The 26,077-nt window shown below is 67.0% G+C and carries 25 protein-coding genes and 1 pseudogene; 10 read left to right on the top strand and 16 right to left on the bottom strand.

What is annotated here, in order from left to right:
* Positions 1 to 16 precede the first annotated feature (16 nt).
* The 6 genes from mltG to ACSQ9A_RS14150 all read left to right on the top strand — a co-directional run bounded on the left by mltG (position 17) and on the right by ACSQ9A_RS14150 (position 4,568).
* The gene (gene mltG, locus ACSQ9A_RS14175) at positions 17 to 1,015 is read left to right on the top strand and encodes an endolytic transglycosylase MltG (RefSeq protein WP_093110108.1); all 999 of its coding nucleotides are present in this window, start codon (positions 17 to 19) and stop codon (positions 1,013 to 1,015) included.
* Positions 1,012 to 1,650 (top strand): dTMP kinase, encoded by a 639-nt coding sequence (gene tmk, locus ACSQ9A_RS14170; protein ID WP_436290354.1) that lies wholly within the window; start codon positions 1,012 to 1,014, stop codon positions 1,648 to 1,650. Before mltG ends, tmk begins: the two co-directional genes overlap by 4 nt.
* A complete protein-coding gene (locus tag ACSQ9A_RS14165) occupies positions 1,647 to 2,666 on the top strand; it encodes a DNA polymerase III subunit delta' (protein ID WP_436304079.1) in 1,020 nt (339 codons plus the stop codon). Before tmk ends, ACSQ9A_RS14165 begins: the two co-directional genes overlap by 4 nt.
* On the top strand, positions 2,663 to 3,037 hold the full coding sequence (locus ACSQ9A_RS14160) for a PilZ domain-containing protein (RefSeq protein WP_093110111.1): 375 nt from the start codon (positions 2,663 to 2,665) through the stop codon (positions 3,035 to 3,037). Before ACSQ9A_RS14165 ends, ACSQ9A_RS14160 begins: the two co-directional genes overlap by 4 nt.
* Before the next feature lie 65 nt (positions 3,038 to 3,102).
* Positions 3,103 to 3,909: a TatD family hydrolase gene (locus ACSQ9A_RS14155; RefSeq protein ID WP_436304078.1), complete on the top strand. Its 807-nt coding sequence runs from the start codon at positions 3,103 to 3,105 to the stop codon at positions 3,907 to 3,909.
* Entirely contained in the window at positions 3,906 to 4,568 is a 663-nt protein-coding gene (locus ACSQ9A_RS14150; RefSeq protein WP_436304077.1) for an ankyrin repeat domain-containing protein, read from the top strand. The genes ACSQ9A_RS14155 and ACSQ9A_RS14150 overlap by 4 nt, the downstream gene beginning before the upstream one ends.
* A gap of 477 nt (positions 4,569 to 5,045) precedes the next feature.
* Here the strand turns inward: ACSQ9A_RS14150 and ACSQ9A_RS14145 are convergent.
* A pseudogene (locus ACSQ9A_RS14145) lies at positions 5,046 to 5,303 on the bottom strand (IS21 family transposase); the annotation flags it as partial.
* A gap of 137 nt (positions 5,304 to 5,440) precedes the next feature.
* Between ACSQ9A_RS14145 and ACSQ9A_RS14140 the strand changes: the two are divergent.
* The 3 genes from ACSQ9A_RS14140 (at position 5,441) to ACSQ9A_RS14130 (ending at position 8,402) form a co-directional block, all read left to right on the top strand.
* Positions 5,441 to 6,178 carry a type IV toxin-antitoxin system AbiEi family antitoxin domain-containing protein gene (locus tag ACSQ9A_RS14140; RefSeq protein ID WP_436304076.1) on the top strand — a complete coding sequence of 246 codons (738 nt, stop codon included), beginning with the start codon at positions 5,441 to 5,443 and terminating at the stop codon, positions 6,176 to 6,178.
* Positions 6,066 to 7,133 carry a nucleotidyl transferase AbiEii/AbiGii toxin family protein gene (locus ACSQ9A_RS14135; protein ID WP_436304075.1) on the top strand — a complete coding sequence of 356 codons (1,068 nt, stop codon included), beginning with the start codon at positions 6,066 to 6,068 and terminating at the stop codon, positions 7,131 to 7,133. Before ACSQ9A_RS14140 ends, ACSQ9A_RS14135 begins: the two co-directional genes overlap by 113 nt.
* Positions 7,134 to 8,135: 1,002 nt before the next feature.
* The gene (locus ACSQ9A_RS14130; protein ID WP_093110117.1) at positions 8,136 to 8,402 is read left to right on the top strand and encodes a hypothetical protein; all 267 of its coding nucleotides are present in this window, start codon (positions 8,136 to 8,138) and stop codon (positions 8,400 to 8,402) included.
* 3 nt (positions 8,403 to 8,405) lie between these two features.
* Here the strand turns inward: ACSQ9A_RS14130 and fba are convergent, their stop codons facing one another.
* From fba to ACSQ9A_RS14080, 10 genes are all read right to left on the bottom strand, one after another.
* On the bottom strand, positions 8,406 to 9,428 hold the full coding sequence (gene fba, locus ACSQ9A_RS14125) for a class II fructose-bisphosphate aldolase (RefSeq protein WP_093110118.1): 1,023 nt from the start codon (positions 9,426 to 9,428) through the stop codon (positions 8,406 to 8,408).
* A 62-nt stretch (positions 9,429 to 9,490) separates the two neighbouring features.
* Positions 9,491 to 11,527 carry a transketolase gene (gene tkt, locus ACSQ9A_RS14120; RefSeq protein ID WP_436304074.1) on the bottom strand — a complete coding sequence of 679 codons (2,037 nt, stop codon included), beginning with the start codon at positions 11,525 to 11,527 and terminating at the stop codon, positions 9,491 to 9,493.
* Between the two features lie 10 nt (positions 11,528 to 11,537).
* The gene (locus ACSQ9A_RS14115; protein WP_093110120.1) at positions 11,538 to 12,416 is read right to left on the bottom strand and encodes a phosphoribulokinase; all 879 of its coding nucleotides are present in this window, start codon (positions 12,414 to 12,416) and stop codon (positions 11,538 to 11,540) included.
* Positions 12,417 to 12,449: 33 nt separating this feature from the next.
* The gene (locus tag ACSQ9A_RS14110; protein ID WP_436304073.1) at positions 12,450 to 13,523 is read right to left on the bottom strand and encodes a class 1 fructose-bisphosphatase; all 1,074 of its coding nucleotides are present in this window, start codon (positions 13,521 to 13,523) and stop codon (positions 12,450 to 12,452) included.
* 15 nt (positions 13,524 to 13,538) lie between these two features.
* Positions 13,539 to 14,249 carry an HAD family hydrolase gene (locus ACSQ9A_RS14105; RefSeq protein WP_093110158.1) on the bottom strand — a complete coding sequence of 237 codons (711 nt, stop codon included), beginning with the start codon at positions 14,247 to 14,249 and terminating at the stop codon, positions 13,539 to 13,541.
* Positions 14,246 to 14,956 carry a ribulose-phosphate 3-epimerase gene (gene rpe, locus ACSQ9A_RS14100; protein WP_436290357.1) on the bottom strand — a complete coding sequence of 237 codons (711 nt, stop codon included), beginning with the start codon at positions 14,954 to 14,956 and terminating at the stop codon, positions 14,246 to 14,248. The genes ACSQ9A_RS14105 and rpe overlap by 4 nt, the downstream gene beginning before the upstream one ends.
* Before the next feature lies 1 nt (position 14,957).
* The gene (locus ACSQ9A_RS14095; protein WP_436304072.1) at positions 14,958 to 15,710 is read right to left on the bottom strand and encodes an HAD-IA family hydrolase; all 753 of its coding nucleotides are present in this window, start codon (positions 15,708 to 15,710) and stop codon (positions 14,958 to 14,960) included.
* Positions 15,707 to 16,621 carry a CbbX protein gene (gene cbbX / locus ACSQ9A_RS14090; RefSeq protein ID WP_436304071.1) on the bottom strand — a complete coding sequence of 305 codons (915 nt, stop codon included), beginning with the start codon at positions 16,619 to 16,621 and terminating at the stop codon, positions 15,707 to 15,709. The genes ACSQ9A_RS14095 and cbbX overlap by 4 nt, the downstream gene beginning before the upstream one ends.
* Before the next feature lie 15 nt (positions 16,622 to 16,636).
* Positions 16,637 to 17,056, bottom strand: a complete 420-nt coding sequence (locus ACSQ9A_RS14085; RefSeq protein ID WP_436304070.1) for a ribulose bisphosphate carboxylase small subunit — start codon at positions 17,054 to 17,056, stop codon at positions 16,637 to 16,639.
* Positions 17,057 to 17,080: 24 nt separating this feature from the next.
* Complete coding sequence (locus ACSQ9A_RS14080; protein ID WP_436304069.1) at positions 17,081 to 18,547, bottom strand: form I ribulose bisphosphate carboxylase large subunit; 1,467 nt, start codon at positions 18,545 to 18,547, stop codon at positions 17,081 to 17,083.
* Between the two features lie 119 nt (positions 18,548 to 18,666).
* Here ACSQ9A_RS14080 and ACSQ9A_RS14075 point away from each other — a divergent pair, with 119 nt between their 5' ends.
* Entirely contained in the window at positions 18,667 to 19,641 is a 975-nt protein-coding gene (locus ACSQ9A_RS14075; protein ID WP_436304068.1) for a LysR family transcriptional regulator, read from the top strand.
* A gap of 14 nt (positions 19,642 to 19,655) precedes the next feature.
* Here ACSQ9A_RS14075 and ACSQ9A_RS14070 read toward each other — a convergent pair whose 3' ends face one another.
* Genes ACSQ9A_RS14070 through ACSQ9A_RS14050 form a run of 5 tightly spaced genes read right to left on the bottom strand, consistent with a single transcriptional unit; the run spans position 19,656 to position 26,051 of the window.
* Entirely contained in the window at positions 19,656 to 21,950 is a 2,295-nt protein-coding gene (locus tag ACSQ9A_RS14070) for a TonB-dependent receptor (protein ID WP_436304067.1), read from the bottom strand.
* 16 nt (positions 21,951 to 21,966) lie between these two features.
* Entirely contained in the window at positions 21,967 to 22,962 is a 996-nt protein-coding gene (locus ACSQ9A_RS14065) for a tripartite tricarboxylate transporter substrate binding protein (RefSeq protein ID WP_436304066.1), read from the bottom strand.
* 58 nt (positions 22,963 to 23,020) lie between these two features.
* Positions 23,021 to 23,899, bottom strand: coding sequence for an ABC transporter permease (locus ACSQ9A_RS14060; RefSeq protein ID WP_436304065.1), 879 nt, complete (start codon positions 23,897 to 23,899; stop codon positions 23,021 to 23,023).
* Positions 23,881 to 25,059: a branched-chain amino acid ABC transporter substrate-binding protein gene (locus tag ACSQ9A_RS14055; RefSeq protein WP_436304064.1), complete on the bottom strand. Its 1,179-nt coding sequence runs from the start codon at positions 25,057 to 25,059 to the stop codon at positions 23,881 to 23,883. Before ACSQ9A_RS14055 ends, ACSQ9A_RS14060 begins: the two co-directional genes overlap by 19 nt.
* Complete coding sequence (locus tag ACSQ9A_RS14050; protein WP_436290364.1) at positions 25,056 to 26,051, bottom strand: PQQ-dependent catabolism-associated beta-propeller protein; 996 nt, start codon at positions 26,049 to 26,051, stop codon at positions 25,056 to 25,058. Before ACSQ9A_RS14050 ends, ACSQ9A_RS14055 begins: the two co-directional genes overlap by 4 nt.
* Positions 26,052 to 26,077: the final 26 nt, after the last annotated feature.

Raw genomic sequence — 26,077 nt, 5'->3', positions numbered from 1 at the left:
CTTCTCCATCGGACCCGTGCGCCGCTTCTTCCTCACCATTTTTCTTCTCGCCGCCTTCATCGTGCTGGGCGCCGGCGCGGCAGGGCTTTGGTGGTTGCAGCAGCCGCTCGAGCTGCCAGCGCCCACGGTCGATCTCTCGGTCGAGCCGGGCACCACGCCGCGCGGCGTCGCGCAGGCAGTGGCCGACACGGGCACGGACGTGTCGCCGCAGCTTCTCTATTGGTGGTTCCGCTTCTCGGGCCAGGACCGGCAGATCCGCGCCGGCAGCTACGAACTGGAGCGGGGCATCACGCCGCGCACGCTGCTCAACGTGCTGGTGCGCGGTGAAGAGGCCACGCGCAGCCTGGTGCTGGTCGAGGGATGGAACTTCCGCCAGGTGCGTAGCGCGCTGGCCAAGGCCGAGCAGCTGAAGCCCGAGACCTTCGGCCTGGCGGACGAAGAACTGATGGCCAGGCTCGGCAAGCCGGGCCTGCACCCGGAGGGCCGCTTCTTCCCCGACACCTACACCTATTCCAAGGGCTCCACCGACATCGCGCTGCTGCAGCGGGCGATGCGCGCCATGGACAAGAAACTCGACGCCGCCTGGGCCGCGCGGGCCTCCGATGTACCCCTCAAGACGGCCGATGAGGCGCTTATTCTGGCCAGCATTGTCGAAAAGGAGACAGGAAAGGCCCAGGACCGGACCCAGATCTCGGCGGTGTTCGCCAACCGCCTGCGCGCGGGCATGCCGCTTCAGACCGATCCGACCGTGATCTACGGGATGGGCACGCGCTTCGACGGCAATCTGCGCAAGAAGGATCTGCAGACCGATACGCCCTGGAACACCTACACCCGTCCTGGCCTGCCACCCACCCCGATCGCGATGCCGGGCAAGGCAGCGCTGCTGGCGGCGGTCCAGCCGGCGCAAAGCAAGTCGCTGTACTTCGTTTCCAAGGGCGATGGCTCGAGCCAGTTCAGCAGCTCGCTCGAAGAGCACAACCGCGCGGTGAACCGCTATCAACGGAGCGGGCAATGAAGGGTTTGTTCCTGACGCTCGAAGGCATTGATGGCGCCGGCAAATCGAGCCACATCGATGCGCTCGAAGCGTTGTTCAAGGCCCGGGGCCGGCAGGTCACGCGCACGCGCGAGCCCGGCGGTACGCCGATCGCCGAAACGCTGCGCACGATGATCCTCACGCAACCGATGGATCCGCTGACCGAGTCGCTGCTGGTGTTCGCGGCGCGGCGCGATCACATCGTGCGCGTGATCGAGCCTGCACTGGCGCGCGGCGAAGTCGTCCTGTGCGACCGTTTTACCGATGCCACCTTCGCCTACCAGGGGGCGGGGCACGGCTTCGACACCGCGGTGCTGTCCGCGCTCGAACAATGGGTGCAGGGCCGGCCTGACGATGGCGCGCTGCTGCAGCCCGACATCACCCTGTGGTTCGACCTGTCGCCCGAACTGGCGGCCGAGCGGCTGGCCGGCGCGCGCCTGCCGGACAAGTTCGAGTCGCAGCCGGTCGAGTTCTTCCGTCGCGTCGCCGCAGGCTATGCGCAGCGCGCAGCCGCGGCATCGCGCTTCGTGCGCATCGATGCCGGCCAGTCGCGCGACCAGGTCTGGCAGCAGATCGAGGCGGCCCTGGCCGCGCGCGGCCTGATGGGGTCTCGATGAGCGCGCCCGCGCTGTCGCCCTGGCTGCAGCGGCCGCTGGGCGAACTGCTGCGCCAGCGCGGCCATGCCTGGCTGCTGCAAGGGCCTTCGGGCCTGGGCCAGTACGAGCTCGGTTTGGCACTGGCCGCCGCCTGGCTCTGTGAGCAGCGCGACGAGGCAAAGGGGGAGGGCGCCTGCGGCCACTGCCCGAGCTGCCACGCGATTTCCGTGCGCACCCATGCCGATCTCTGCGTGCTGATGCCCGAGGTGGCGATGCAGGAACTCGGCTGGCCGCTCGACGAAAAAAGCCAGGCCGACATCGACGACAAGAAACGCAAGCCCAGCCGCGAGATCCGTGTCGAGGCGATGCGCGATGCGGTCGGCTTCGCCCAGCGCACCAGCGCGCGCGGGCGCGGCAAGGCGGTGCTGGTCTATCCGGCCGAGCGCATGAACACGATCACGGCCAATGCCTTGCTGAAGACCTTGGAAGAGCCGGTCGGCGACGTGCGCTTCGTGCTGGCGAGCGAAGCCGCCTGGCAACTGCTGCCCACCATCCGCAGCCGCTGCCTCGGCTTCACCTTGCCCTGGCCTGAAGACGAGGACGCGCGCAACTGGCTGGTGGAGCAGGGCGTGCCCGCCAACGATGCGCCCGCCCTGCTGCGCGCGGCCGGCGGCCGGCCGAGCGATGCGCTGCGGCTCGCCGCCGCGGGCCAGTCGCCCAAGGCCTGGGGATTGCTGCCCAAGGCCATGCTGCGCGGCGACGTCGCCGCGCTGGCCGACCATGCGCCGGCCCAGGCCATCAGCGCGCTGCAGAAGCTGTGTCACGACCTCATGGCCACCGGCAGCGGCGCTGCGCCGCGTTTCTTCGAGGTCGCGGACCTGCCGGCCGTGCCGCCGAAAGTCGCGTTGGCCCGCTGGTCGAAATCGCTCGCGAATGCTGCAAAAACCGCAGAACACCCGTTCAATGCGGGCCTGATGCTCGAAGCGCTTGTGAGCGAGGCGCGAAGCACCCTAAACTCGGCAGGCCGCCGCCCATGAACACACCTGCATCCACCACCCCCTCCGCACCTGCCCGGCCCAGCGTCATCCAGCTGGCCATCAAGGAAAAAGGCGCGCTCTACGCGGCGTACATCCCGCTGTTCGCCGAAGGCGGCATCTTCATTCCGACCTCGCGCGAGTACCGCCTGGGCGACGACGTCTACGTGCTGCTCACGCTGCCCGAAGATCCGCAGCGCTATCCGGTGGCCGGCAAGGTGGCCTGGATCACCCCGGCCCGCGCCGCCGGCAACCGGGCGCCGGGCGTCGGCATCCGCTTCCCGTCCGACGACAAGTCGCGCCAGCTCAAGGCGCGCATCGAAGAAGCGCTCGGCGGCACCATGGCCTCCGACCGGCCAACCCAGACTATTTGAGTCCCCGTTCACGAGACGCGGACCGCAGGCAGTGCGGATGCACAGCCGTTTCTTGAAGCTCCGCGATGTTCACAGACTCCCACTGCCACCTGACATTCCCCGAGTTCGCCGGCCAGATGCCGCAGATTCGCGCCGCGATGGCCGCCGCGCAAGTCGACCGGGCGCTCTGCATCTGCACCACGCTGGAAGAATTCGCCGAGGTGCAGGCCCTGGCGGCGCGTTTTGACAACTTTTGGGCCAGCGTAGGCGTCCATCCGGACAACGAGAACATTGCAGAGCCTTCGGTGGAAGACTTGGTGCAGCGTTCCGCGTTGCCCAAGGTCATCGCCATCGGCGAGACCGGCCTCGACTATTACCAGATGGAAGAACGCAAGGGCGGGCGCAGCATCGCCGACATGGAATGGCAACGCGACCGCTTCCGCGTGCACATCCGTGCCGCACAACAGGTGCGCAAGCCGCTGGTGATCCATACGCGCGAAGCCTCGGCCGACACGCTGGCGATCCTGAAGGAGGAGGGCGAGGACGGCAGGCCCCAAGCCGCGGGCGGCGTGTTCCATTGCTTCACCGAGACCGCCGAGGTCGCACGCGCCGCGCTCGACCTCGGCTTCTACATCTCCTTCTCGGGCATCCTGACCTTCAAGAAGGCGCAGGATCTGCGCGACGTCGCGGCCTTCGTGCCGCTTGACCGCATGCTGATCGAGACCGACAGCCCCTATCTGGCGCCCGTGCCGTACCGCGGCAAGACCAACAATCCCTCGTATGTGCCCTTCGTGGCGCAACAGATCGCGCAGCTGCGCCAGTTGCCGCTGGAGACCATCGCGCAGGTCACCAGCGACAACTTCGAAACCCTTTTCGCTGCCGTGAAAGCATGAAAAACTACTTTAAGAAGATCCTATATCTATCTGTTTTTACAGCAACTTTTGTCGTTCATGCCGGCTCGTTCGAGGATTTCTTCCGGGCCGTGCGCAGCGACAACGCGAGCGTCGTCAATGAGCTGCTGAACCGAGGATTCGACCCCAATACCCCCGACGAGCAAGGCCAGACCGGCTTGCTGATCGCGCTGCGGGAGCCGTCGCCGAAGGTGATCCAGGCCTTGCTGGATTCGCCCAAAACCAATGTCGAGCTGCGCAATGCCAAGGACGAGAGTCCTTTGATGATGGCTGCGCTCAAGGGCCAGCAGGATCTCGTGGCCAAGCTGATTGCGCGCGACGCCGACGTCAACAAGCCGGGCTGGGCGCCGCTGCATTACGCGGCCACCAACGGCCACGTGGCCGTCATAAAGCAGTTGCTGGACAACTACGCCTTCATCGACGCGCAGTCGCCCAACGGCACCACGCCGCTGATGATGGCCGCGATGTACGGCTCGACCGCGGCCGTACAACTGCTGCTTGACGAAGGCGCCGACACCCAGATGAAGAACGAGCAAGGCCTGACGGCGATCGATTTCGCCCAACGAGCCAATCGACCGGATGCGGTCCGGCTGCTGAGCACGGCCGTCCGAGCCAAGAGGCCCAGCGACGGCAAGTGGTGACGGGCTTGGGCCGGCCTGACTCATGGGCCTCTGGGCCTCAAGCAATACAATGTGCATTATGTTAAATTAACAGGGGCTCAGCGTAGGAGCCCTGCCGTCCGTCCATTTGCTGAAAGTTGTTCGTACTAGTCACGGTAAATTTGTTCGCGACTTCGTCCCCGCTCTTCCACTTCCATAGGTTCGAGTTGCAAGCGCTTGTCTGCACTGGCGTTCGACCGAACCAGCCACGGCGCGATCCCATCCGCGAATAGCCGGAACTGAGCAACGCACTCCGGCCGCGCGCTCATGGTCCGCAGCCCGGTGACTGCACGCGCACGGGTCATTCGATGGCTACTCGCGTGGTCTCGGTATGGGTAGAGGCGAATCGGTGCCTAAGCTTTCCGCCCAAGCGAGCACTGCCTCATGGTTTACAACCCGGCCCGCCGCTACGTCAGCCAGCGCCTCACAAGTCAAGCGGGTGCGTTCACTTTCCTGGTGGATCTCCTCGCCGGGCGCAAAGCTCAGACGATCGAACTGCTCGGGCTCCTTGTGGCGAAGCTGGGCGCAGAAGCGCTTGACCGAGTTGTAGGCGCCGTCAAAGCCGTGCAAGTCGACCAGGTCCTGGTAGATGGCGGTGGCGTTGCGGCCCAGGCGCAACTGGGCGTCGATGAAGGCGCGATGGGGTTCGCACTTGGAGGTGGCCAGCGGCAGCGACACTGGCCCGGAAGTCGGTGGCCAGGATGGAGCAGTTTGGGTGGCCATAAGTGGGGCACTTTGGGTGGCCGCCGGGGCACTAGCGTGTTTGAAATTGAACGACTTATCGTAGTCTGGCTACGACAACTCTCACAAAACAAAACATTGCACATGCTTAGGAATATCGGAATAATCGTAGCATGACTACGATAACTCGGTCAAAACTAAACAACCTGCTGGCGCAGGTTCCCAGCGGCACGCCCGTCACCAGTGACGACCTCGCCCTCGAAGGCATCTCCGCCGACCTAGCAGTCCACTACGTTCGCGCGGGATGGCTCAAGCGACTCGCACGCGGTGTGTACGCCCGCCCCGATGCCTCGCTGCAGCGAGACCCCAGTCTTTGGCTGCTCCAGCGACAGATACCTGGCCTCCACGTTGGCGGCAAGACTGCGTTGGATTGGCATGGCGTGCGTCACTATGTCTCTCAGGAGCCCAAACTACACCTGTACGGCCTGAAGTCGGCCAAGCTGCCGGAATGGTTCACGGCCCCCTTCCCGGCTGAATACCACCGCAAGCAGCTCTTCAGCAGCGACGCATTCGGCATGAAGCATGTTGGCCCCTTCGAAGGCCGTGCGCACGGGCCGAATGTCTCCGCCCCTGAGCGCGCGTTCCTGGAGCTGTTGAGCGAAGTGGGCGTGCGGCAGCCGCTGTCCGAAGCGCGCGAGCTTGCCGAAAGCACCTACAGCCTTCGCGCATCTGTTCTTGGCGAGCTGCTCCAGGAGTGCACGAGCGTCAAGACGGTCCGCCTGTGCCTACAACTCGGGCGTGACCTATCCCTGCCCTGGGCGAAGAAGCTGGATCCGGCACGCCTGCCGGCCGGTGGCGCTCGACGCTGGGTCTCTCAAACCAACGAAGGACTGCTGGTCCTCAAGAAATGAACGACATCTACCTCAAGACCGCGCGCCTGCTGACCCAGGTCCCCCCTTCGTCTTTACCGACGACACGTTCGCTCTCAAGGGCGGCACGGCCATCAATCTGTTCGTTCGCGAAATGCCCCGCCTGTCCGTCGATCTCGACCTGGTCTTGCCCGACCACACCTTGTCTCGCGCCGCGGCGCTCGAGCAGATCAAAGCGTCGCTCGGACGAGCAGCCGACCAGCTCAAGTCGAAGGGATTCCAGTCGCATCTCTCCGGAGCGCCGGAAGCGGGCGAGACAAAGCTCCTGGTGAAGCGGGACGGCATCGAGGTCAAGGTTGAGGTGAACTATGTGATGCGCGGCACCGTCAGGCCCGTGGCGATGGCGGGGCTTACGCCCAAGGCACAGGAGGTCCTCCAGGCCGACTTGGAGATACCCGTGGTGTCGGAGGATGATGTCTATGGCGGGAAGCTTGTCGCTGCGATGGATCGCCAGCATCCGCGGGATCTGTTCGACGTGATGCACCTGTTGGCAAACGGCGGCATCACCGATGGAATTCGACGGGCGTTCGTGGTGTACCTGGCAAGTCACAACAGGCCGATACACGAGGTGTTGTTTCCTCCGCTGCACGATATGACATACGAGTTCGAGGCCAACTTCAAGGGCATGACCACGGAGCCGGTTGAGCTGGGTGCACTGCTCGCCGCACGGGAACAGATGATTTCCAGATTGCACGAAGACCTGGACGTGGACGAACGAGCTTTCCTCATCTCCCTCGCAGACGGAGAGCCCGATTGGGACCGGATGGGGCTGGACCATCTCAGCGCGTTGCCCGCGATTCAATGGAAGCTGCAGAACCTGATGAAGCTGAGGAAGGCCAACCCGGGAAAGTTCAAGGAACAATCGCAGGAACTGGCCTCGAAGATCACGGCGCTCGCGCCGGGTGACGCGAGCCCCCCGGCGGCCCCTATGGGCTAGCGCTTCGCAACGTGTTGTTGGCGCTGTCGCGGGCGCACTTCGCCGACCGACTGCAGCCACTGTCTCGTCTGATCAAGCTGCTTCTCACGCTATGCGATCGCCAAGTCCAGTGCGCGTTCGCCACTCATCTTTGACCTGCCTCCAGAGGTCGATCAGGCGCTGCTTGGGACTGACGGAACGAGTTGGCTTCAGCCAACGAACGCTAGCAAGTCGTCGATGGCCTGACGGGCCAGCCACTCGAGACCACGTGGAGCGGGGTCTTTCAAGTGGGCGACTGTCCGCATCCGATTCCATCAGTTCCCGCCAGCCAGCGTAGATCAAGAACGTGGTGAACTTCGCGCTTGCCGTCGCCGAGTTGTGAGCTCAGCGACCGTGTTAACGCCGATCTGAAACTGACCCACTGCCGAAGCAAAAGTGGCCCACCTGGGCGAGGATCATGCACACCCACGCGGCGCATCGCTCGATGAGCTCATAGCCCCGCGCTCAGCGCCGTCGAGCTGCGACAGAGTTCAGCGCGTGACGCGAATGCGCGCCGCGCGCCGCCTGTCTTCCGATGACTTGGCAGGGGGCCAACTATTTTTGTGAGAAATTTGCAAAGCCGACTTGTGGCTAAGTGAGTTCTTCATCTATCCCAGGGGACGCGAATTTCACTGCGAAAGTTGTCCACCGAACATGTGGGCAACTCTGTGGGAAACGCCGTCTGCAACCCGGTTTGGCGTTGTACGACGAGCGCTTCGCACCCGTGCCTCCAAAACAAGCATTCGTAGCTCCAGGGCCACCGGGCCTTTCGACGGCCTCCAGCTTTTTGCGATTCGCACATTGTTCGAAAACTCGGCGAGCGCGTGGCACACAGTGTCATGACGGCGGCGCAGGACCGGCTCCGGCGAGCCGGCGAACGGTTGGCATGAATTTTGATTACCGAAGTACTACGCCGGTCACCCAGGCCGGTGTCGTACGTTGTGATCGGATTCACCTGAGACCTCTACAGGGAGACTGGAAAACATGGCATACATCGATCGTGTATCGGCGGCGCAAGCGCACGCGGGCGAGAGCAGCGAAGCGAGACATTCCGACCAGACCACAGGCCCGCGCTACGAATTGCGTTTTCGATCCCTGTTTCGGGAAGGCCGGGGCTGGGCCTTCCCCTGCGATGCGGCAGGTCACGTCGACATGGATTCCATGAGCGAGCGGGCGCGCAACAACTACATGTTCGCACGAGCACTCATCGGGATCGACGTCGCCCCGCCCTGCGTCCAAGCGGCGCATTGAGCCTCAGCGCTCCGCCAGTGCCGCTGGTTTGATTCTGCCCGCCATACCGGCGCTGCCGAAGGCCTGGAAGCGATCGACGCAGAGATTGCGTGCGGCGGCGGTGGCGTCCTTCAGGAATTTCCGCGGATCGAACTCGCTGCGATCGCGCCCCATGGCACGGCGCATGGCGCCGGTCATGGCCAGCCGGATGTCGGTGTCGATGTTGATCTTGCGCACGCCGTGGCGGATGCCCTCCTGGATCTCCTCGACCGGCACGCCATAGGTCTCCTTGATCTCGCCGCCGAATTCGCGAATGACCGCCAGCCATTCCTGCGGCACCGACGAGGAGCCGTGCATCACCAGGTGCGTCTGCGGAATGCGCGCATGGATGTCCTTGATGCGGTCGATCGCCAGGATGTCGCCGGTCGGCTTGCGGCTGAACTTGTAGGCGCCGTGCGAGGTGCCGATGGCGATCGCGAGGGCATCGACGCCGGTCCTGGCCACGAAGTCCGCCGCCTGCTGCGGGTCGGTCAGCAGCTGGTCGTGCGAGAGCACGCCGTCGGCGCCGCTGCCGTCTTCCTCGCCGGCCATGCCGGACTCCAGCGATCCGAGGCAACCCAGTTCGCCCTCGACCGAGACGCCGACCGCATGCGCCATTTCCACCACCCTGCGCGTCACGCCGACGTTGTAGTCGTAGCTGGCCGGGGTCTTGGCGTCTTCCATCAGCGAACCATCCATCATGACGCTGGTGAAGCCCGAGCGGATGGCCTGCATGCACATCGACGGACTGGCGCCGTGGTCCTGGTGCATCACGACGGGAATCTCAGGGTACATCTCCACGGCGGCCTCGACCATCTTGCGCAGAAAGGGCTCGCCGGCGTACTTGCGGGCGCCGGCCGAGGCTTGCAGGATGACCGGGCTGTCGGTCTTCCTGGCCGCCTGCATGATGGCCTGGATCTGCTCCAGGTTGTTGACATTGAAGGCCGGAACGCCGTACTGATGCTCAGCAGCGTGGTCCAGCAGTTGGCGCAGTGAAATCATGGCCATGGCAGGCTCCTGTGGAAGTGGGATGGGAATGGGAACGAAGCGTCAGCGCGGGGTGTAGCGCCTCATGCGGTCTCCCTCACGCCTGCATGCGAGACGCTCGCCAGCAGGCGCCGGGCACGCTCGGCCACCGCCTCGGCAGTAATTCCGAACAGCCTGAAAAGCTCGCCGGCCGGTGCCGACTCGCCGAAGCGGTCGAGCCCGACCACGTCGCCGTGCTCGCCGACGAACTTCCACCACAGGCCGGTGCTGCCGGCCTCCACTGCGAGCCGCGGCAGGTGGCGCGGAATCACCGCGTGGCGCCAGTCCGCATGCTGGCGCTCGAACACATCCATGCACGGCACCGAAACCACACGGGCCGCAATGCCCTCCTTGTCCAGCAAGGCCGCGGCCGCCAGTGCGACCGCGACCTCCGAGCCGCTCGCCAGCAGGGCCACGCGCTCCGCTTCCGGACGCCACAGGATGTAAGCGCCCCGCGCGATGGATTCGACGCGCTCGCCGCCGCCGGCATGCGGCAAGGCCTGACGCGTCAGCAGCAGACAGCTCGGCCCGTCCATGCGGCGCAATGCCTGCCGCCAGGCCACGGCCGTTTCGGTGGCGTCGGCAGGACGCCAGACATCCACATTCGGGATCAGGCGCAAGCTCGAGGCATGCTCGACCGGCTGGTGCGTCGGGCCATCCTCGCCGAGCCCGATCGAGTCGTGCGTGAAGACGTAGATGACCGGCAGCTTCATCAGCGCCGACATGCGCACGCCGTTGCGCGCGTAGTCGGAGAAGGTCAGGAAGGTACCGCCGAAGGGCCGCAGGCCGCCGTGCAGCGCCAGCCCGTTCATGATCGCCGCCATGCCGAACTCGCGCACGCCGTAGTGCACGTGATTGCCCGTGCCCGCACCCTTGAGCGCGCGGTGCCCTTTCCAGTCGGTCAGGTTCGAGCCGGTGAGGTCGGCCGAACCGCCGATCAGTTCCGGCATCGCCGGCCCGAGCTCGTCGAGCACCTGCTGCGAGGCCTTGCGGGTGGCGACGGCCGCCTGCCGCTGCTGCGCAGCCGCTGCCGCCGAGGCCAGCGCTGCCTCGACCTGCGCAGTGAGCGGTGCGTCGGCGCGATGGCGACGCAGCAGCTCGCGCGCGAGCGCCGGATATTCCTGCGCATAGGCGGCGAAGCGCGCCTGCCACGCCGCGTGCAGCGCGGCGCCCGACTCGCGCGCCGACCACGCCTCTGCAACATCCGGCGGCAGCTCGAAGGGCGGCGCACTCCAGCCCAGCGCCTGCCGCGTGAGGGCGATCTCGGCTTCCCCCAGTGCCTCGCCGTGCGCCTTCGCGCTACCGGCTCGATTCGGCGAGCCCTGGCCGATGCGCGTCTTGCAGCACACCAGCACCGGCCGGTCCGCGGCCGCGGCCTTGGCGATGGCCGCGTCGAGGGCCGCCGCGTCATGGCCGTCGACATCGCGCAGCACGGTCCAGCCGTAGGCTTCGAAGCGGCCCGGCGTGTCGTCGCTGAACCAGCCGCAGACCTCACCGTCGATGGAAATGCCGTTGTCGTCGTAGAAGGCCACGAGCTTGTTCAAGCGCCAGGTGCCCGCCAGCGAACAGGCCTCGTGGCTGATGCCTTCCATCAGGCAGCCGTCGCCGAGGAACACATAGGTGCGATGGTCGATCACCGCATGGCCGGGACGGTTGAACTCCTCGGCCAGCAACTTCTCCGCCAGCGCCATGCCGACCGCATTGCCGATGCCCTGCCCCAATGGCCCCGTGGTGGTCTCGACCCCGGGCGTGACGCCGACCTCGGGATGCCCGGGCGTGCGCGAATGCAGTTGGCGAAAGCGCCGGAGTTCCTCCATCGGCAGCGCGTAGCCGCTCAGGTGCAGGAGCGCATACAGCAGCATCGAGCCGTGCCCGTTGGAGACGACGAAGCGATCGCGGTCGATCCACCGCGGGTGGGCCGGGTCGTGCCGCAGGCGATGCCGCCACAAGGCCTCGGCGATGTCGGCCATGCCCATCGGCATGCCTGGATGGCCCGAGTTGGCGGCCTGCACCGCGTCCATGGCCAGCGCCCGGATGGCGTTGGCGCACTGCGTGCGCAAGGCAAGAATTTCAGTTGTCATGACGAAGTTCCTAGATGGCATACGCTTTCTTGCGGCGCTCCATGAGGCGCAGGATCATCGGCGTGAAGATCAGCTGCATGGCCAGCTCCATCTTTCCGCCCGGCACCACCAGCGTGTTGGCGCGCGACATGAAGGAGTCGTGCAGCATGCTCAGCAGATAGGGAAAGTCGAAGCCCGTCGGGTTGGCGAAGCGGATCACCACCAGGCTTTCGTCCGGGCTCGGGATGGTGCGCGCGATGAACGGATCGGAGGTGTCGACCACCGGCACCCGCTGGAAATTGATGTGGGTGCGCGTGAACTGCGGGCAGATGTAGTGCACATACTCGTGCATGCGGCGCAGGATCACGTCGGTCACGGCCTCGGTGGAGTAGCCGCGGGTGCTCTTGTCGCGGTGCAGCTTCTGGATCCACTCGAGGTTGATCACCGGCACCACGCCGATCAGCAGGTCGACATGGCGCGCGATGTCGACCTTGGCCGTCGTCACGCCGCCATGCAGGCCTTCGTAGAACAGCAGTTCGCTCGCCGGCAGCGTTTCCCACGGCGTGAAGGTACCGGGCTCCTGCTCGTAGGGCGCCGCCTCGTGCTCGTCATGCAGATACTTCCGGCTGCGGCCGACGCCCGCTTCGCCGTAGTCGCGAAACAGCGCTTCGAGCTCGGCGAACAGGTTGGCATCCTCGCCGAAATGGCTGAAGTTCCGGTTGCCGGCGGCCTCCTCCTCGGTCATTGCCGCTTTCATGGCGTTGCGGTCGTAGCGGTGAAAGCTGTCGCCCTCGACGATCGCTGCCTTGACGCTCTCGCGGCGGAAGATGTTCTCGAAGGTTCGGGTGACGGAAGTGGTGCCGGCGCCGGAGGAGCCGGTGATGGCAACGATCGGATATTTGGCTGACATGGTGGCCTCGGGAATGAAGAATTCGTGCCTGGTTCAGGCCGCGGTCGCGAACAAGCCACGCTTGCCGAACAGCGGCGCCTGGTAGGTGTCCTGCGGCTCCTCGGCGTGGTACGCCTCCACGCGCGCGACCTCTTCGGACGAGCCGAAGACCAGGCCGATGCGCTGGTGGATCGCCTCGGGCTCGACCGTCATCAGGCGCCGGCGGCCGGTGCTGGCCATGCCGCCAGCCTGCTCGATCAGGAAGGAGATCGGATTGGCCTCGTAGAGCAGGCGCAAGCGCCCCGCCCGGCCCGCCTCCTTGCTGTCGCGCGGGTACATGAACACGCCGCCGCGCATCAGGATGCGGTGCGTCTCGGCCACCAGAGAGGCGATCCAGCGCATGTTGAAGTCGATGCCGCGCGGGCCTTCCCGGCCGGCCAGGCATTCGTCGACATAGCGCTTCACCGCCGGCTCCCAGAAACGGCTGTTCGACGCGTTGATCGCAAACTCGCTGGTCCGCGCAGGAATGCGCAGGTTCGGATGGCTCAGCACCCATTCGCCCAATTGCGGATCGAGCGTGAAGGCATGCGTGCCGTTGCCCAGCGTCAGCACCAGCATCGTCGAAGGGCCGTAGATCGCATAGCCGGCGCCGACCTGCTGCGTGCCGGGCTGCAGAAAGTCCTCCGGCCTGGCGTCGCGCTCGGGCGTCGGCGCGCGCAGGATCGAGAAGATGCTGCCCACCGCCACGTTGACGTCGATGTTGGATGAGCCGTCCAGCGGGTCGAACAGCAGCAGGTACTTGCCGCGCGGATCCTGCTGCGGCGGCACGTAGGGCGCCTCCATCTCCTCGGACACCATGCCCGCCACGTGGCCGCCCCACTCGTTGGCGCGCAGGAACATGTCGTTGCTCAGCACGTCGAGCGTCTTCTGTTCCTCGCCCTGCACGTTGTGGCTGCTGGCGCTGCCGAGCATGTCGCCCAGGGCGCCCAGCGCCACCTTTCGCGATATCGCCTTGCAGGCGAGCGAAACGTCCGTGATGACGGCATTGAGCGCCCCCGTGGCGCCTGGATGGCGGCGGCGTTCCTCGATGATGTACTGGGTCAGCGTGGCCTTGCCTGCGATTGGCATGTCGATCTCCTGGTTCTAGTCATTCGTCGTTTCTTCTTCGCTGCGCATGGCGCGCGACGCGAGTGCGTTCAGCAGCAGTTGCTGCGGCGTCGCCAGGCGCCACGCCGGCACCGATGCGGTCCCGACCGCGCGCCCGCCGTAGCCCCATGCGACCAGGGCGGCCGGACATCCGGCGGCCTTCGCGGCGAGCAGGTCGGGCGGCCCGTCGCCGACCATCAGCAGGCGCGCAGGCGCCACCCCCAGCCGATGCGCCGCGGCCAGCAGCAGGTACGGCGCAGGCTTGCGCTGGGCTTGCGCATCGGCGCCATAGACCCCGGTCAGAAAAGGCAGCAGTCCGGCCGCATCCAGCACGGCGCGTGCCAACCGCGTCGGCTTGTTGGTGACCACCACCATCGGCAGCGTCCGGGCCAGGCCGGCGACCAGCTCGGCGATGCCGTGGAAGACGCTGCCCGATCGCAGAGGCGCCGCCAGCGTGTGCGCATCGAAGGCCTTGCGCAGCCGGGCCTGCAGCGCTTCGTCGGCGTCGATGCCGTGCCAGCACAAGGCGTGCGCGATCAGCGCGTCGGGCCCGTCGCCGATCCATGCGCGCACGGTGTCCAGCTCGAAGCCCTCCAGGTCCGCCTCTTCGAGCGCGGCATTCAAGGCATGCCGGATGTCCGGCGCGCTGTCGACCAGCGTGCCGTCGAGGTCGAAGGCGATGGCGTCGATGGCGCGCAGATCCTTCATGCCGCGCACCCCGCCAGCGCCCGAGTGCGGATGGCGTCGATGGCCTCGCGATAGCGGCCGCCGGCAAACACCGCCGAGCCGGCCACGAGCGTGTCGGCGCCCGCGGCGCCGATGCGCTGCGCGTTGTCGGCTTTCACGCCGCCATCGACCTCGAGCCAGATGTCGCGCCCGCTCGCATCGATGCGGCGGCGCGCTGCCTCGATCTTCGGCAGCACGCTCTCGATGAAGCTCTGCCCGCCGAAGCCGGGATTGACCGACATCAGCAACACCAGGTCGAGTTGGTCCAGCACATGGTCGAGCACCTGCAGCGGCGTCGCCGGGTTGAGCACCAGGCCGGCCTTGCAGCCGCTGGCCTTGATCAGACGGATGGTCCGGTCCACGTGCTCGCTGGCCTCGGGGTGGAACGAAATGATCGAGGCGCCGGCCTCGACGAACATCGGGATCAGCGCGTCGACCGGCTTGACCATCAGGTGCACATCGATGGGCACCGTGGCGTAAGCCTTGATGGCCTGGCACACCAGCGGACCGGCGGTCAGATTGGGGACGTAGTGGTTGTCCATCACGTCGAAATGGATCAGATCGGCGCCGGCTTCGATGACCGCCCTCACCTCCTCGCCCAGGCGCGCGAAGTCCGCCGACAACAGGCTGGGCGCGATCCGCATGGTCGAGGCGGACCCGGGCCGCGCGGAGATTTCTTTCTGCTGCATCTCATCCCCCCCGGTAGAGCGCTTGAACCGCATTCAGCGGCGGCACAGCAGTGGCCCTGCGCGTGAGTTCCTCAACGCTGAGCCATGCGTCTGCGAGACTGGGCAGGACCAGCCCGGCGCCGCTGAAGTCGCCGCCTTCGGTCCAGAAGGTGGGCGCAACCAGCGTCCAAAGGCCGGCAGCGACGGCCGAGCGCACTCCGTTGGGCGAGTCCTCGACGGCGATCGCCCGCTCGGGCGCCACGCCCATGGTGTCGAGCGCGAGCCGGTAGATGTCGGGCGCAGGCTTCTTCGCGCGCACCTGGTCGCCGCAGGCGATCACGTCGAACATCGACAAGCCGCCCGGGCCCAGCGTCGCCAGCAGCAAGGCGTCGATGTTGACGGCCGTCGTGGTGCTGGCGATCGCCAGGCGCAAGCCGGCGCCGAGCGCCTCGTCGAGCAGACGCGCCACGCCGGGACGCAGTTCGATGCCGCCCTGCCGCGCGATCTCGGTGTAGTGCCGCGTCTTCGCGGCGTGGAGCTCCGGCACCCGCTCGTGCAGGCGCTTCTTCTCGGAGGCGCTCGAGGCCAGGCCATCGATGTAGGCCCTCAGCCGCTCCTTGCCGCCCGTCACCGCGAGCAGGGCCCGGTACTCGGAGCGCTCCCAGCGCCAGTCCAGGCCGAGCTCTTCGAAGGCCAGGTTGAAGGCGCGGCGATGCACCTCCTCGGTGTCGGCCAGGGTGCCGTCGACGTCGAACACGAGGGCTTCGATGCTCATTGGGCAAGCTCCGTGCTCATGCGTGCGCTCGGGTCGAACACGCGGCTCGCCAGGATGTCCTGCGCTTCCAGCGTGCAGAGCTGTTCGCGCGTCAGGGCCTCTTCGCTGCCGAACAGCCGCGTGGCGTGGCGCAGCCGGATGCGGTCGAGCGCATTGCGCACCGATCGCGCGTTGGCGAAATGCGGCTGCCGCCGGCGCAGGCTCACATAGCGCGCGAAGGTGGATGCCGCGCCGTCGTCGAAGCTGTAGTTCAGCCGCTTGAGCATCAGCTGCGCGATCTGCATCAGTTCGGCCTCGCTGTAGTCCGGGAAATCGATGTGATGCGCGATGCGCGAGGCCATGCCCGGATTGCTGCCGAAGAAGGTCTCCATGCGGTCCTTGTAGCCCGCAAGAATCACCACCAGGTCATCGCGCTGGTTCTCCATCACCTGCAGCAGGATCTCGATCGACTCCTGTCCATAGTCGCGTTCGTTCTCCGGCCGGTACAGGTAGTACGCCTCGTCGATGAACAGCACGCCGCCCATCGCCTTCTTGATCACTTCCCGGGTCTTGGGCGCCGTATGGCCGATGAACTGGCCCACTAGGTCGTCGCGCGTCACCGCCACCAGATGGCCCTTGCGAACGTAGCCCAGCTGCTTGAGCACCTCGGCCATGCGCATCGCCACCGTGGTCTTGCCGGTGCCGGGATTGCCGGTGAACGACATGTGCAGCGAAGGCGGCTGCGATTGCAGTCCTTGCGCCTGGCGCAGCCTGTCGATCAGCAGCAGCGCGGCGACGTCGCGGATGCGGCCCTTGACCGGCGCCAGGCCGATCAGCTCGGCATCGAGCTGGTCGAGCAGGGCCTTCACGCCCGAGGACTCGAAGAGCTGCCTCGGCGCGGTGGCGGTGGCGGTGGACTGGGCGGTATCCATGCGGGTGGCTTCGCCTCAGTACCGCGCGCCTTCGGGCCGCGCCTGCACGGCGTAGCTCTCGATGCTGTAGCGGATGGTGCGTCCCGGCTCCTCGGTGCGGATCAGGCGGAAGCCCGGCTCGTTGGCCGGCCGGTTGACGATGAAGGACATCACCACCGACTCGGTCCCGTGGGTCGAGTCGAATGCCGTGACGCGGATGTACTGCTGCGCGAAGGTCTTGCGGCAGGCCGCGAGCTCGAGCATGACGCCGGCCGGATCCTGGATGTCGAACATCGGGTTGCCGAACATTTCCCAGAAGGTGTTGCGCGGGTGCGGGTCGTCCGTGTATTCGATGCCGAGTGCCCAGCCCTTGCCGAGGCAATACTCGACCTGCCGGCGGATCTGCTCGTCGCTCAGGTCGGGCAGGAATGAAAAGGTGCCTTGCGTGATTCGCATGTCTGTCTCTCCTCGTGGACCGGTTCAGGCCACCGACGGCGTCGGCACATAGTCGGACGTGTCGGTGGAGGCGTAGTTGAAAGAGATCTCGCCCCAGGTATCGAGCGCCGCCGCCAGCGGTGTGCACCACCGGGCCGCGTCGCGCAGGATCTGCGGCCCCTCGTTGGCGATGTCGCGGCCCTCGTTGCGCGCCAGCACCATGGCTTCCAGCGCCACGCGGTTGGCGGTCGCCCCAGCCTGTATGCCTTGCGGGTGCCCGATGGTGCCGCCGCCGAACTGCAGCACCACGTCGTCGCCGAACAGGTCCAGCAGCTGGTGCATCTGGCCGGCGTGGATGCCGCCCGAGGCCACCGGCATCACCTTGCGCAGCGCGCCCCAGTCCTGGTCGAAATAGATGCCGCGCGGCAGGTCCACCTTGGTGTGCGTATCGCGGCAGACGTTGTAGTAGCCCTGCACCGTCATCGGGTCGCCCTCGAGCTTGCCGACCGCCGTGCCCGCGTGGATGTGGTCCACGCCCGCCAAGCGCATCCACTTGGCGATCACGCGGAAGCTCACGCCGTGGTTCTTCTGCCGCGTGTAGGTGCCGTGGCCGGCACGGTGCAGGTGCAGGATCATGTCGTTCTGCCGGCACCAGTTGCTCATCGACTGGATGGCCGTGTAGCCGATCACCAGGTCCACCATCACGATCACCGAGCCGAGTTCCTTGGCAAACTGCGCGCGGCGGTACATCTCTTCCATCGTCCCGGCCGTGATGTTCAGATAGCTGCCCTTGACCTCGCCCGTCGCCGCGCTCGCCTTGTTCACCGCATCCATCACGAACAGGAAGCGGTCGCGCCAGTGCATGAAGGGTTGCGAGTTGATGTTCTCGTCGTCCTTCATGAAGTCCAGGCCGCCGCGCAGGCCCTCGTACACCACCCGGCCGTAGTTGCGCCCGGACAGGCCCAGCTTCGGCTTGGTCGTGGCGCCCAGCAGGGGACGTCCGAACTTGTCGAGCCGCTCGCGTTCCACCACGATGCCGGTCGGCGGCCCGGCGAAGGTCTTGACGTAGGCGACCGGAAAGCGCATGTCCTCCAGCCGCGCGGCCTTCAGCGGCTTGAAGCTGAAGACGTTGCCGATGATGGAGGCCGCCACGTTGGTGATCGAGCCTTCCTCGAACAGCGACAGGTCGTAGGCCACGTAGCAGAAGTACTGCCCCGGATTGTTGGGCACCGGCTCGACCTTGTAGGCCTTGGCGCGGTACATGTCGCAGGCGGTGAGCCGGTCGGTCCACACCACGGTCCAGGTCGCGGTGGACGATTCGCCGGCCACCGCCGCGGCGGCCTCGATGGCGTCCACGCCTTCCTGCGGCGTGATGCGAAACAGCGCCAGGATGTCCGTGTCCTTCGGCTGGTAGTCGCCGTCCCAGTAGCCCATCTGTGCGTACTTCAGCACACCGGCCGAGTACCGCTTCTTGGCATCGGTGATCTGCGTTGCTTCGTTCATGTTGCCCATGGATTCGCCTCTAGAGATGAATGGATTCGTGCTGTCGGTGAGGAGAATGTAGGCCTCGCCAACGATTAGGAAAAATTAAATCTTTTGACATTGGCATGTTGTAAACCTAATATCGTCCGATGCCCCTTTCCAAGCACGCAAGCTTTCGCCAGCTCAACACCTTCCACGCGGTGGCCCGGCTCGGCAGCGTGTCGCTGGCGGCCGACGAGATGCACCTGACGCAGCCCGCGGTATCGATCCAGATCGCCACGCTCGAGGAATCGGCCGGCACACCGCTGCTGCAGCGCACCGGCCGCGGCATCCGGCTGACCGAGGCCGGCGAGCTGCTGGCAGGCTATGCGGGGCGCATCCTCGACCTGTGGCGCGAGGCCGGCGAGGAAATGGCCACGCTGCAGGGCGTCTTCTCGGGAACGCTGCGCGTCGGCGCCATCACCACCGCCGAATACCTGCTGCCGCCCATCCTGGTGAACTTCGCCAAGGAGCACCCGAAGGTGAAGCTCAAGCTGCAGGTCGGCAATCGCGACGAAATCGTGCGCATGCTCGCGGGCCAGGAGATCGACGTCGCGATCATGGGCCGCCCGCCCGCCGAGCTGAAGACCGATTCGAGCGCCTTCGCCAAGCACCCGATGGCCTTTCTCGCGGCGCCCGGCCATCCGCTGATGTCGGCGCCCAAGCCCAGCCTCGCCCTCCTGTCGGACACGCGCATGCTGGTGCGCGAGCGCGGCTCGGGCACGCGCACCACGGTCGAGCGCTTCTTCAAGGACAACGGCCTGCCGCTGCGCATCGGCTCCGAGCTGTCGAGCAACGAGGCCATCAAGCAGATGTGTGCCGCGGGCTTCGGCATCGCCTTCCTGTCGATGCACACCTGCGTGCTCGAGATGAACGCGGGCCTGCTCGGCCTCCTGCCCGTGGCGGGCAATCCGATCGTGCGGGACTGGTACGTCATGCACCTCGCGTCGCGGCAATTGCCGCAGGTCGCGCTCGCCTTCGAGGACTATCTGCGTACGCATGGCCAGGCCCAGATCCAGCAGCAGCTCGGCCATCTGCCGGCGGCGCGGAAGCCGGCGCGCAAACGCAGCGCGCAGCGCGGCTGAAAACGAATCTGCCCTCAGGCGCCAAGCTGCATCCGCACGCCGAGCCACATCGCGCGCGGCGCGCCCGGGGCCACGAATTGCTCGTTACGCCATGCATCGGGCGGCAGCACCGCGCCGCCGGCGTCGAAGCCGTTGCGGCCGAGCTGGCCGGCGCTGGCGTAGCGGCGGTTGAACACGTTCGCCACCTTGGCGAAGAGTTCGACGCTGCGGCCCAGCTTCCAGCTCGTCGTGAGATCGAGCAGCGCATAGCCGCCCACGTAGCCGGTGCCGCTGAATTCGACCCCGTCGGGCGTGTGTGCGCCGTTATCGTTGCCGCGTACGGATCGCCGCGAGTAGGCGCGGTATTGGGCTCCCAGCGTCCAGGCCGGCGTCACCCGCCAGTCGACGTTGAACTTGAGATGGTGGGCGGGCAAACCAGGCAGCCGATCGCCGCGGCGCACCGCGATCTCGCCTTCGCCGCCGCACGCGGAGCTGGTTTCGGCGCTGCTGTTGGATTCGGACACCAGGCACGCCGGAGAGTCGTATCTCGCCTGCAGGTAGCTGTAGGACAAGGACCATGTCAGCGGGTCCGTCCGCTGCTCGAGTCCGAGTTCCACGCCCCGGCGCAATGTGCGCCCGAAGTTCGTGAAGTAGCCGCGCGACAGCCCACTGCTGACGAACAGCAGATCGTCTTTGTTCAGGGTGCGAAAGACCGAGGCGTTCCAGCTCAGGCCCGGCGCGAAAGTGCCTCGCAACCCGGCCTCGAGCGTCTGCGACACCACCTGCTTGAGGGGCGGGTCGGACTGCAGCGCATTCGGCAGCACGCAGGCGTTTTGCGGATCGGAGCAGCCCAGCTCGATCGGGCTCGGCGCACGGCTGCCCTGGCTCCAGCCGCCATAGGCCGTGAGCCGCGGTGTGGCCTGCCAGGTGAGGCCGGCGGCAGGATTGAACTTGCGGTAGCGGCCCTCGCCGTCGAGCTGCGTGGAAAGGCCGAGCAGCGCCCGGCCTTCGTCGCGGGTCGTCACACGGGTGTCGTTGTAGCGGCCCGAGAGGTTGAGCTGCAGGTCGGGCCTGAGCGCCACCAGGTCGTGGAAGTAGATGCTGGCCGTGCGGCTCTTGCCCGCCAGCAGCGCGTCGACCTCGGCTTCTTCCTGCGGCACCACCGAACGCGTCGCGTCGAGGAAGCCTTCGGCCTCGGTCTGCGCGAAGCGCGTGCGCGCCCGGTCGACGGAAGCGCCGAAGGTGAAGCGATGAATGCCCGCGCTGACCGTCGACTGCAGCGCCAGGCCTTCGCCGTGCTGCCGCGTCCTCGTCCGGTTCTCCACGCCCGACTCCTCGACGTCGGGCGGATCGAAGTCGTTGTTCAAGTCGCCATTGAGCGTCGAGTAGCGCGAGCGCCGCGTGTACGCCGTCATCGAGATCGTCTGCACGTCGCTCAGCTGGTAGCTGGCATTGAGCGTCAGCATCGACATCCGGTTGTCGGTGCGGTCCGGCCGCGTGTAGACCTGCTTGCGGTTCTGCATGAGCATGGACTCGGGCAGCAGGCCGTTGCCTACCAGCCGGTTGTCGCCATGGGTGAAGCTCAGGTCCCAGGAAAGCTTTCCGCGGTCCTGCCCCACCTTGGCGAAGAGCTGGCGCACGCGCGAGGGCGAGTGGTCGCGCCAGCCGTCTTCGTTGAGGCCGCCGAGCGCCAGGAACAGATGCCCGTCTTCGCCCAGCTTGCGCCCGTGCGTGAGCTCGGTGCTCACCCGGCCGAAGGAGCCGGCCTGCAGCTCGAGCTCGGTGCCGGGATGCGTATCGCCGCGCTTGGTCTGCAGCGACAGCGCGCCGCCGAGCGTGTTGAGGCCGAACAGGGGGTTGGAGCCCGGCAGCAGCGTGATGCTGGAGATCGCCGCCTTGGGAATCAGGTCCCAGTTCACCACGTCGCCGAAGGGTTCGTTGATGCGCACGCCGTCCTGGTACACCGACAGGCCCTGCGGCGTTCCGAGCAACGGGCCCGCGGTGAAGCCGCGGTAGTTCACGTCCAGCTGGTAGGGATTGCCCTGGATCTCGTTGACGCTGACGCTCGGCAAGCGGGTGGCCATGAAGTCCGGCAGATTCAGGCTCTGCGCGCGGCGCAGCTGCGCGTCGTCGGCAGTCTGCACATTGGACGGGATCTGGTCCTTGGGCACCTCGATGCCGGGCACGGGCGTGGTGCCCACCACTTCCACGGTGGGCAATGCGGCCACTGGCGCGGCTTGCGCCTGTGCCTGCGATTGCATCGGGCAGGCCGCCGCAACGACGGCCAGCCCGATCAGCCGGCGGGTGGTCTTCTGGTTCGGTTGGCTCATCGGTGCGATTTCCTGTTCAGCTGCCGGTGCGGGCAAGGCCCAGCTTGTCCACCATGGCGCGCTCCTGCACGAAGATCTCGCGGCAGGACTGCGCATAGGCCTGCGGCCCGAGGTAGTCGATCTCCTGGTCGTACTTCGCCAGCTCGTCCTTGAAGCGCTGATCGAACATGGCCTTCTTGAAGGCCTCGTGCAGCACCGTCACCACCCCGGGCGGCAGGCCGCGCGGGCCCGCCAGGCCGAAGGGCGACTTGGCCACGATGTCGAAGCCGAGCTCGCGCAGCACCGGCACCTCGGGCCAGCGCTTCGAGCGCTCGGCGCCGAAGGTCACCAGCAGCCGAAGCGTGCCCGTATCTACCGCCGGCCCGAAGCCGGTGGAATTGACGCCGGCCATCACCTGCCCGCCGGCGATCGCGTTCAACTGTTCGGCCGTGCCCTTGTACGGCACGTGGATGTAGCGCAGGCCGCGGGCAGTGAACAGCTCCTCGAGCACCATGTGCGGCGTGGTGCCGATGCCGTTGGTGGCGATGGTCAGCTCGCCGGGACGCGCGCGTGCGAATGCGAACAGATCGTCGAGCGAACGGATGCGACTGGCGGCCGCAACCAGCACGCCGAAGGTGACGCCGGAAACCTGAATGATCGGCGTCACGTCGCGAATCGGGTCCCACAACACCTTCTGCGTGTGCGGCACGCGAAAAACCGGCTGCGGCATCTGGGCGACGGTGTAGCCGTCAGGCCGCGCCTGCTGCAGCACCGGCATCGCCAGCGTGCCGCCGGCGCCGCCGCGGTTTTCGGTGAGGACCGGCTGGCCGAGCCAGACCGAGGCCAGCTCGGCGAGCAGCCGCAGCGACACGTCGGTCGCGCCGCCGGCGGGCCACGGCACCCACAGCGTGACGGGGCGCGAAGGAAAGATTTCGGGGGAAGCCATCGCGCCGCCCAGCGGCAGCGCGCCCAGCGCCAGTGCGGCGGCCCGCCGCAGCCAGCCGCGCCGGTCGATGCGATCGTGCAGGCTCATTGGATAACCTCCGTGCTCCGCACCGCGGTGCGAGCCCCTTCGGGCGGCCGGGCGGGGCTCATGTGCCCCCTCCCCGCTTGGTCAGGCCGCCGAAGCCGCGCTGCGGGTCGTAGCCCCAGCAGGCCAGGCCGAAGAAGACGATCAGGCAGCCGAACACGACATAGGGCGCGAGGCCCGGGTCCTTGCCGTAGAGCGCGAAGCGAATCCACTCGACCGCGTAGGTGAAGGGATTGAAGCGCGCCAGCTGGTACACCCACTCGGCCCCCGACTCCTGCAACTTCCACAGCGGGTAGAGCGCGGTCGACAGGAAGTACATCGGGAAGATGACGAAGTTCATCGTGCCGGCGAAGTTTTCCAGTTGCTTGATGTGCACCGACAGCAGCAGCCCGAGCGCGCCCAGCATGAGCGCGCCGGCCGCCAGCGCCGCGAGCGCATGCAGGCCGGCGAGCGACAGCAGCGGCACTTCGGTGCCGATCAGGGCGGCCACCACCACGAACGCGAGCGCCTGCAGCACCGACAGCAGCGCGGTGGCGCACAGCTTGGAGAACAGCAGCCAGGGCCGCGGCAGCGGCGCGGTAAGCAGCAGGCGCATCAGGCCCATCTCGCGGTCGTAGACCATCGCGAGCGACGACTGCATGCCGTTGAACAGCAGCACCATGCCGACCAGCCCGGGCACGATGTACACGTCGTAGGGAATGTAGGTGTCGTAGGGCTCGACGATCGCGACGCCGAAGACGTTGCGAAAGCCCGCGGCGAAGACGGCAAGCCACAGCAACGGGCGCACCAGCGCCGACACCAGCCGCCCGGTCTGCTGCGAGAACTTGTACAGCTCGCGCAGCACGATGGCGCGCATCGCCTGCAAGGCGTGGCCCAGCCCGCGCCGCGCCAGTGGCTCGGCACTCGCGCTCTCCGGCGTTTTCAGCGCGCGCTCGGACATAGCTTCTCCGGCGCATCGGCGCCCAGCGTGTCGAGCACGTTGCGCGGATGCAGTACGCCGTCGGCCGGTGCCTGCGCGATCACGCCCTGCCCGTCGCTCAGCAGCATGGGCTGGCGCAGCTGGCCATCCCAGGCGCGGAAGCTCAGGCCGGTGCCCTTGGAACCGTCCAGCGAGCTCTTCGCCACGGCCTGCGCCCAGGCCGCATTCGGCCCCTTGGGCGCGGCGATGGCCGCGGCCGTCAGCGTCTTGCCGGCCATCCACGCCGCCCAGTCGTGCGCCGTCATCGGCCGCTTCGTGGCCTTGGCGAAACGCCGCGCGACCTGCGGCGCGCCGTAGCGCTCGAACTGCGCGTGCCAGGCCAGCGCCACCAGGCCGCCGTCACCCACGACCGGGCGCGGCAGCACGGTGCGATAAGGCAGCGTGCGGGCGAATTCGCCGTCGCTATCGACCACCCAGACGGCGTCGTAGCTGCTGCCGGCCGTCAGCAGCAGCGGGTTGGCCAGGTCGCGCTCGCGCGGGTCCGCCGACAGCTTGAAGGGTTTGCTGCCCACCAGTTGCAGCCCGTAGCGTTTGATCGACGCCTGCGCGGTCGCCGCACGCGAGGCATCCTGCGGGCTGCCGCCCACCAGCAGGAGCAGCTTGCTCCATTTGCGCGACACCAGCGTCTGGGCCAGCGCATCGCTGCGCATGCGCTCGCTGGGAATCAGATGGAACAGTCGCTCGCGGCAGTCTTGCTGGCGCAACCGGTCGGACGCGTCGCTCAGGTTCAGCACCGGCAGCTTCACGGCATCGGCCACCGCCAGTGTCCATTCGGCAGGCAGGTCGGTCAGCAGCACCGCGGCGCCGTTCTTCTCGGCCGCCACGGCCGCCGCGCGCGCCGCATCGACCGAAGCGGCCGGCACGCTGGCCAGGGCCACCTCCGCGCCCGCGGCTTCCAGCTCGAACCTGGCCTCATCGACGGCCAGCTCGAGGCCCTCTGCGAGCGGGCCGCCCGGATGCCCGAGGTAGGCGCGCTCGACGCGCGAACGCTCCAGGCGCGCATCGTCTGCGGGCGTGATCAGGGTGGCCTTGAGCACCGCCGCGGCCGCCGGCGCAGCGTCGATCAGAACTGCCGCCAGCGACGCGAGCGCAAGCCAGGATACCGGTGTGCGCTTCCTCATTCCACGATCACGAGTCCATAAGGCACGCGTCCGACCGGAACGCTCTTGATCGCCTTGGCGAGCGCCACGTCGACCACCGTCACGTCGTCGCTCAGCCCGTTGACGACGTAAAGCCGCGCCTCTGCCTTGTCGAGCGTGACGTTCCAGGCGCGCTTGCCGACCAGCACCAGCGAGCCGACCTTGCGGCTCCCCACGTCGACGAAGGCGACGTGGTTCGCGCGCCCGAGCCCGACGAAGGCCCGCCGGCCGTCCTTCGTGATCTGGATACCCACGGGCGTGATGTCCTCGGCGCGCGCGCCCTTGAGCTCGAACTTCAAGGTGGCGATCACCTCGTGCGTGGCGGTCGAGACGATGCTGACGCTGGCGCCCAACTCGTTGGTGACCCACAGCTCCTTGCCGTCGGGCGTGATCGCCATGCGCCGCGGCCGCTTGCCGACCCGGATGTTCTTGGTGACCTTGCCGCTGGCGGTGTCGATCACGTGCACCAGGCTCGCCACCTCCGAGGTGACGTACAGGGTCTTGCCATCGGCACTGACCTTGACGCCTTCCGGTTCCGCGCCCACCTTCACGGAGCGCAGCTTCTTGCCGCTGGCCGCGTCGATGAAGCTGGCCTCGCCCGCGTCTTCGTTGGAGACATAGATGACCTTGCCGTCGGGCGACAGATCGAAGGCCTCGGGCTCGTCGCCCAGCGGGATGCGCCGCACCGACTTGCCGCTGGCAGGGTCGATCAGGTCGGCCTCGTTCGAGTCAGTGCAGGCGACCATCAGCTGGCGCTCGGGCGTCAGCTGGATGTGGCGCGCGCGCTTGCAGGTGGGGATCGTGCCCTTCACTGCCAGCGTCCCCAGGTCGATCACAGTCAGCGCGCTGTCTTTCTCGCTGGACACGTAGGCGGCGCCCTGCGCCAGCACGGCCTGGCTCGCGGCCGCCAGCGCCAGTGCGCCGGCGGCGGCGCGAAGCCGCGTGCGCAGGATCGGACGAGAAGGTCTCGGCATACATGTCTCCATCTTTTGTTTTCGGG

The sequence above is a fragment of the Variovorax sp. LjRoot290 genome (assembly GCF_964253985.1).
In the GTDB taxonomy this organism is placed as follows: Bacteria; Pseudomonadota; Gammaproteobacteria; order Burkholderiales; family Burkholderiaceae_C; genus Variovorax.
This window is presented reverse-complemented; position numbering and strand designations above follow the sequence as displayed.

Bases quoted from the DNA above. Each gene is read 5' to 3' on its own strand.
- tmk (WP_436290354.1), top strand. From the start codon at position 1,012: ATGAAGGGTTTGTTCCTGACGCTCGAAGGCATTGATGGCGCCGGCAAA.
- ACSQ9A_RS14165 (WP_436304079.1), top strand. From the start codon at position 1,647: ATGAGCGCGCCCGCGCTGTCGCCCTGGCTGCAGCGGCCGCTGGGCGAA.
- ACSQ9A_RS14160 (WP_093110111.1), top strand. From the start codon at position 2,663: ATGAACACACCTGCATCCACCACCCCCTCCGCACCTGCCCGGCCCAGC.
- ACSQ9A_RS14155 (WP_436304078.1), top strand. From the start codon at position 3,103: ATGTTCACAGACTCCCACTGCCACCTGACATTCCCCGAGTTCGCCGGC.
- ACSQ9A_RS14150 (WP_436304077.1), top strand. From the start codon at position 3,906: ATGAAAAACTACTTTAAGAAGATCCTATATCTATCTGTTTTTACAGCA.
- ACSQ9A_RS14140 (WP_436304076.1), top strand. From the start codon at position 5,441: ATGACTACGATAACTCGGTCAAAACTAAACAACCTGCTGGCGCAGGTT.
- ACSQ9A_RS14130 (WP_093110117.1), top strand. From the start codon at position 8,136: ATGGCATACATCGATCGTGTATCGGCGGCGCAAGCGCACGCGGGCGAG.
- fba (WP_093110118.1), bottom strand. From the start codon at position 9,428: ATGGCCATGATTTCACTGCGCCAACTGCTGGACCACGCTGCTGAGCAT.
- tkt (WP_436304074.1), bottom strand. From the start codon at position 11,527: ATGACAACTGAAATTCTTGCCTTGCGCACGCAGTGCGCCAACGCCATC.
- ACSQ9A_RS14115 (WP_093110120.1), bottom strand. From the start codon at position 12,416: ATGTCAGCCAAATATCCGATCGTTGCCATCACCGGCTCCTCCGGCGCC.
- ACSQ9A_RS14110 (WP_436304073.1), bottom strand. From the start codon at position 13,523: ATGCCAATCGCAGGCAAGGCCACGCTGACCCAGTACATCATCGAGGAA.
- ACSQ9A_RS14105 (WP_093110158.1), bottom strand. From the start codon at position 14,249: ATGAAGGATCTGCGCGCCATCGACGCCATCGCCTTCGACCTCGACGGC.
- rpe (WP_436290357.1), bottom strand. From the start codon at position 14,956: ATGCAGCAGAAAGAAATCTCCGCGCGGCCCGGGTCCGCCTCGACCATG.
- ACSQ9A_RS14095 (WP_436304072.1), bottom strand. From the start codon at position 15,710: ATGAGCATCGAAGCCCTCGTGTTCGACGTCGACGGCACCCTGGCCGAC.
- cbbX (WP_436304071.1), bottom strand. From the start codon at position 16,621: ATGGATACCGCCCAGTCCACCGCCACCGCCACCGCGCCGAGGCAGCTC.
- ACSQ9A_RS14085 (WP_436304070.1), bottom strand. From the start codon at position 17,056: ATGCGAATCACGCAAGGCACCTTTTCATTCCTGCCCGACCTGAGCGAC.
- ACSQ9A_RS14080 (WP_436304069.1), bottom strand. From the start codon at position 18,547: ATGGGCAACATGAACGAAGCAACGCAGATCACCGATGCCAAGAAGCGG.
- ACSQ9A_RS14075 (WP_436304068.1), top strand. From the start codon at position 18,667: ATGCCCCTTTCCAAGCACGCAAGCTTTCGCCAGCTCAACACCTTCCAC.
- ACSQ9A_RS14070 (WP_436304067.1), bottom strand. From the start codon at position 21,950: ATGAGCCAACCGAACCAGAAGACCACCCGCCGGCTGATCGGGCTGGCC.
- ACSQ9A_RS14065 (WP_436304066.1), bottom strand. From the start codon at position 22,962: ATGAGCCTGCACGATCGCATCGACCGGCGCGGCTGGCTGCGGCGGGCC.
- ACSQ9A_RS14060 (WP_436304065.1), bottom strand. From the start codon at position 23,899: ATGTCCGAGCGCGCGCTGAAAACGCCGGAGAGCGCGAGTGCCGAGCCA.
- ACSQ9A_RS14055 (WP_436304064.1), bottom strand. From the start codon at position 25,059: ATGAGGAAGCGCACACCGGTATCCTGGCTTGCGCTCGCGTCGCTGGCG.
- ACSQ9A_RS14050 (WP_436290364.1), bottom strand. From the start codon at position 26,051: ATGCCGAGACCTTCTCGTCCGATCCTGCGCACGCGGCTTCGCGCCGCC.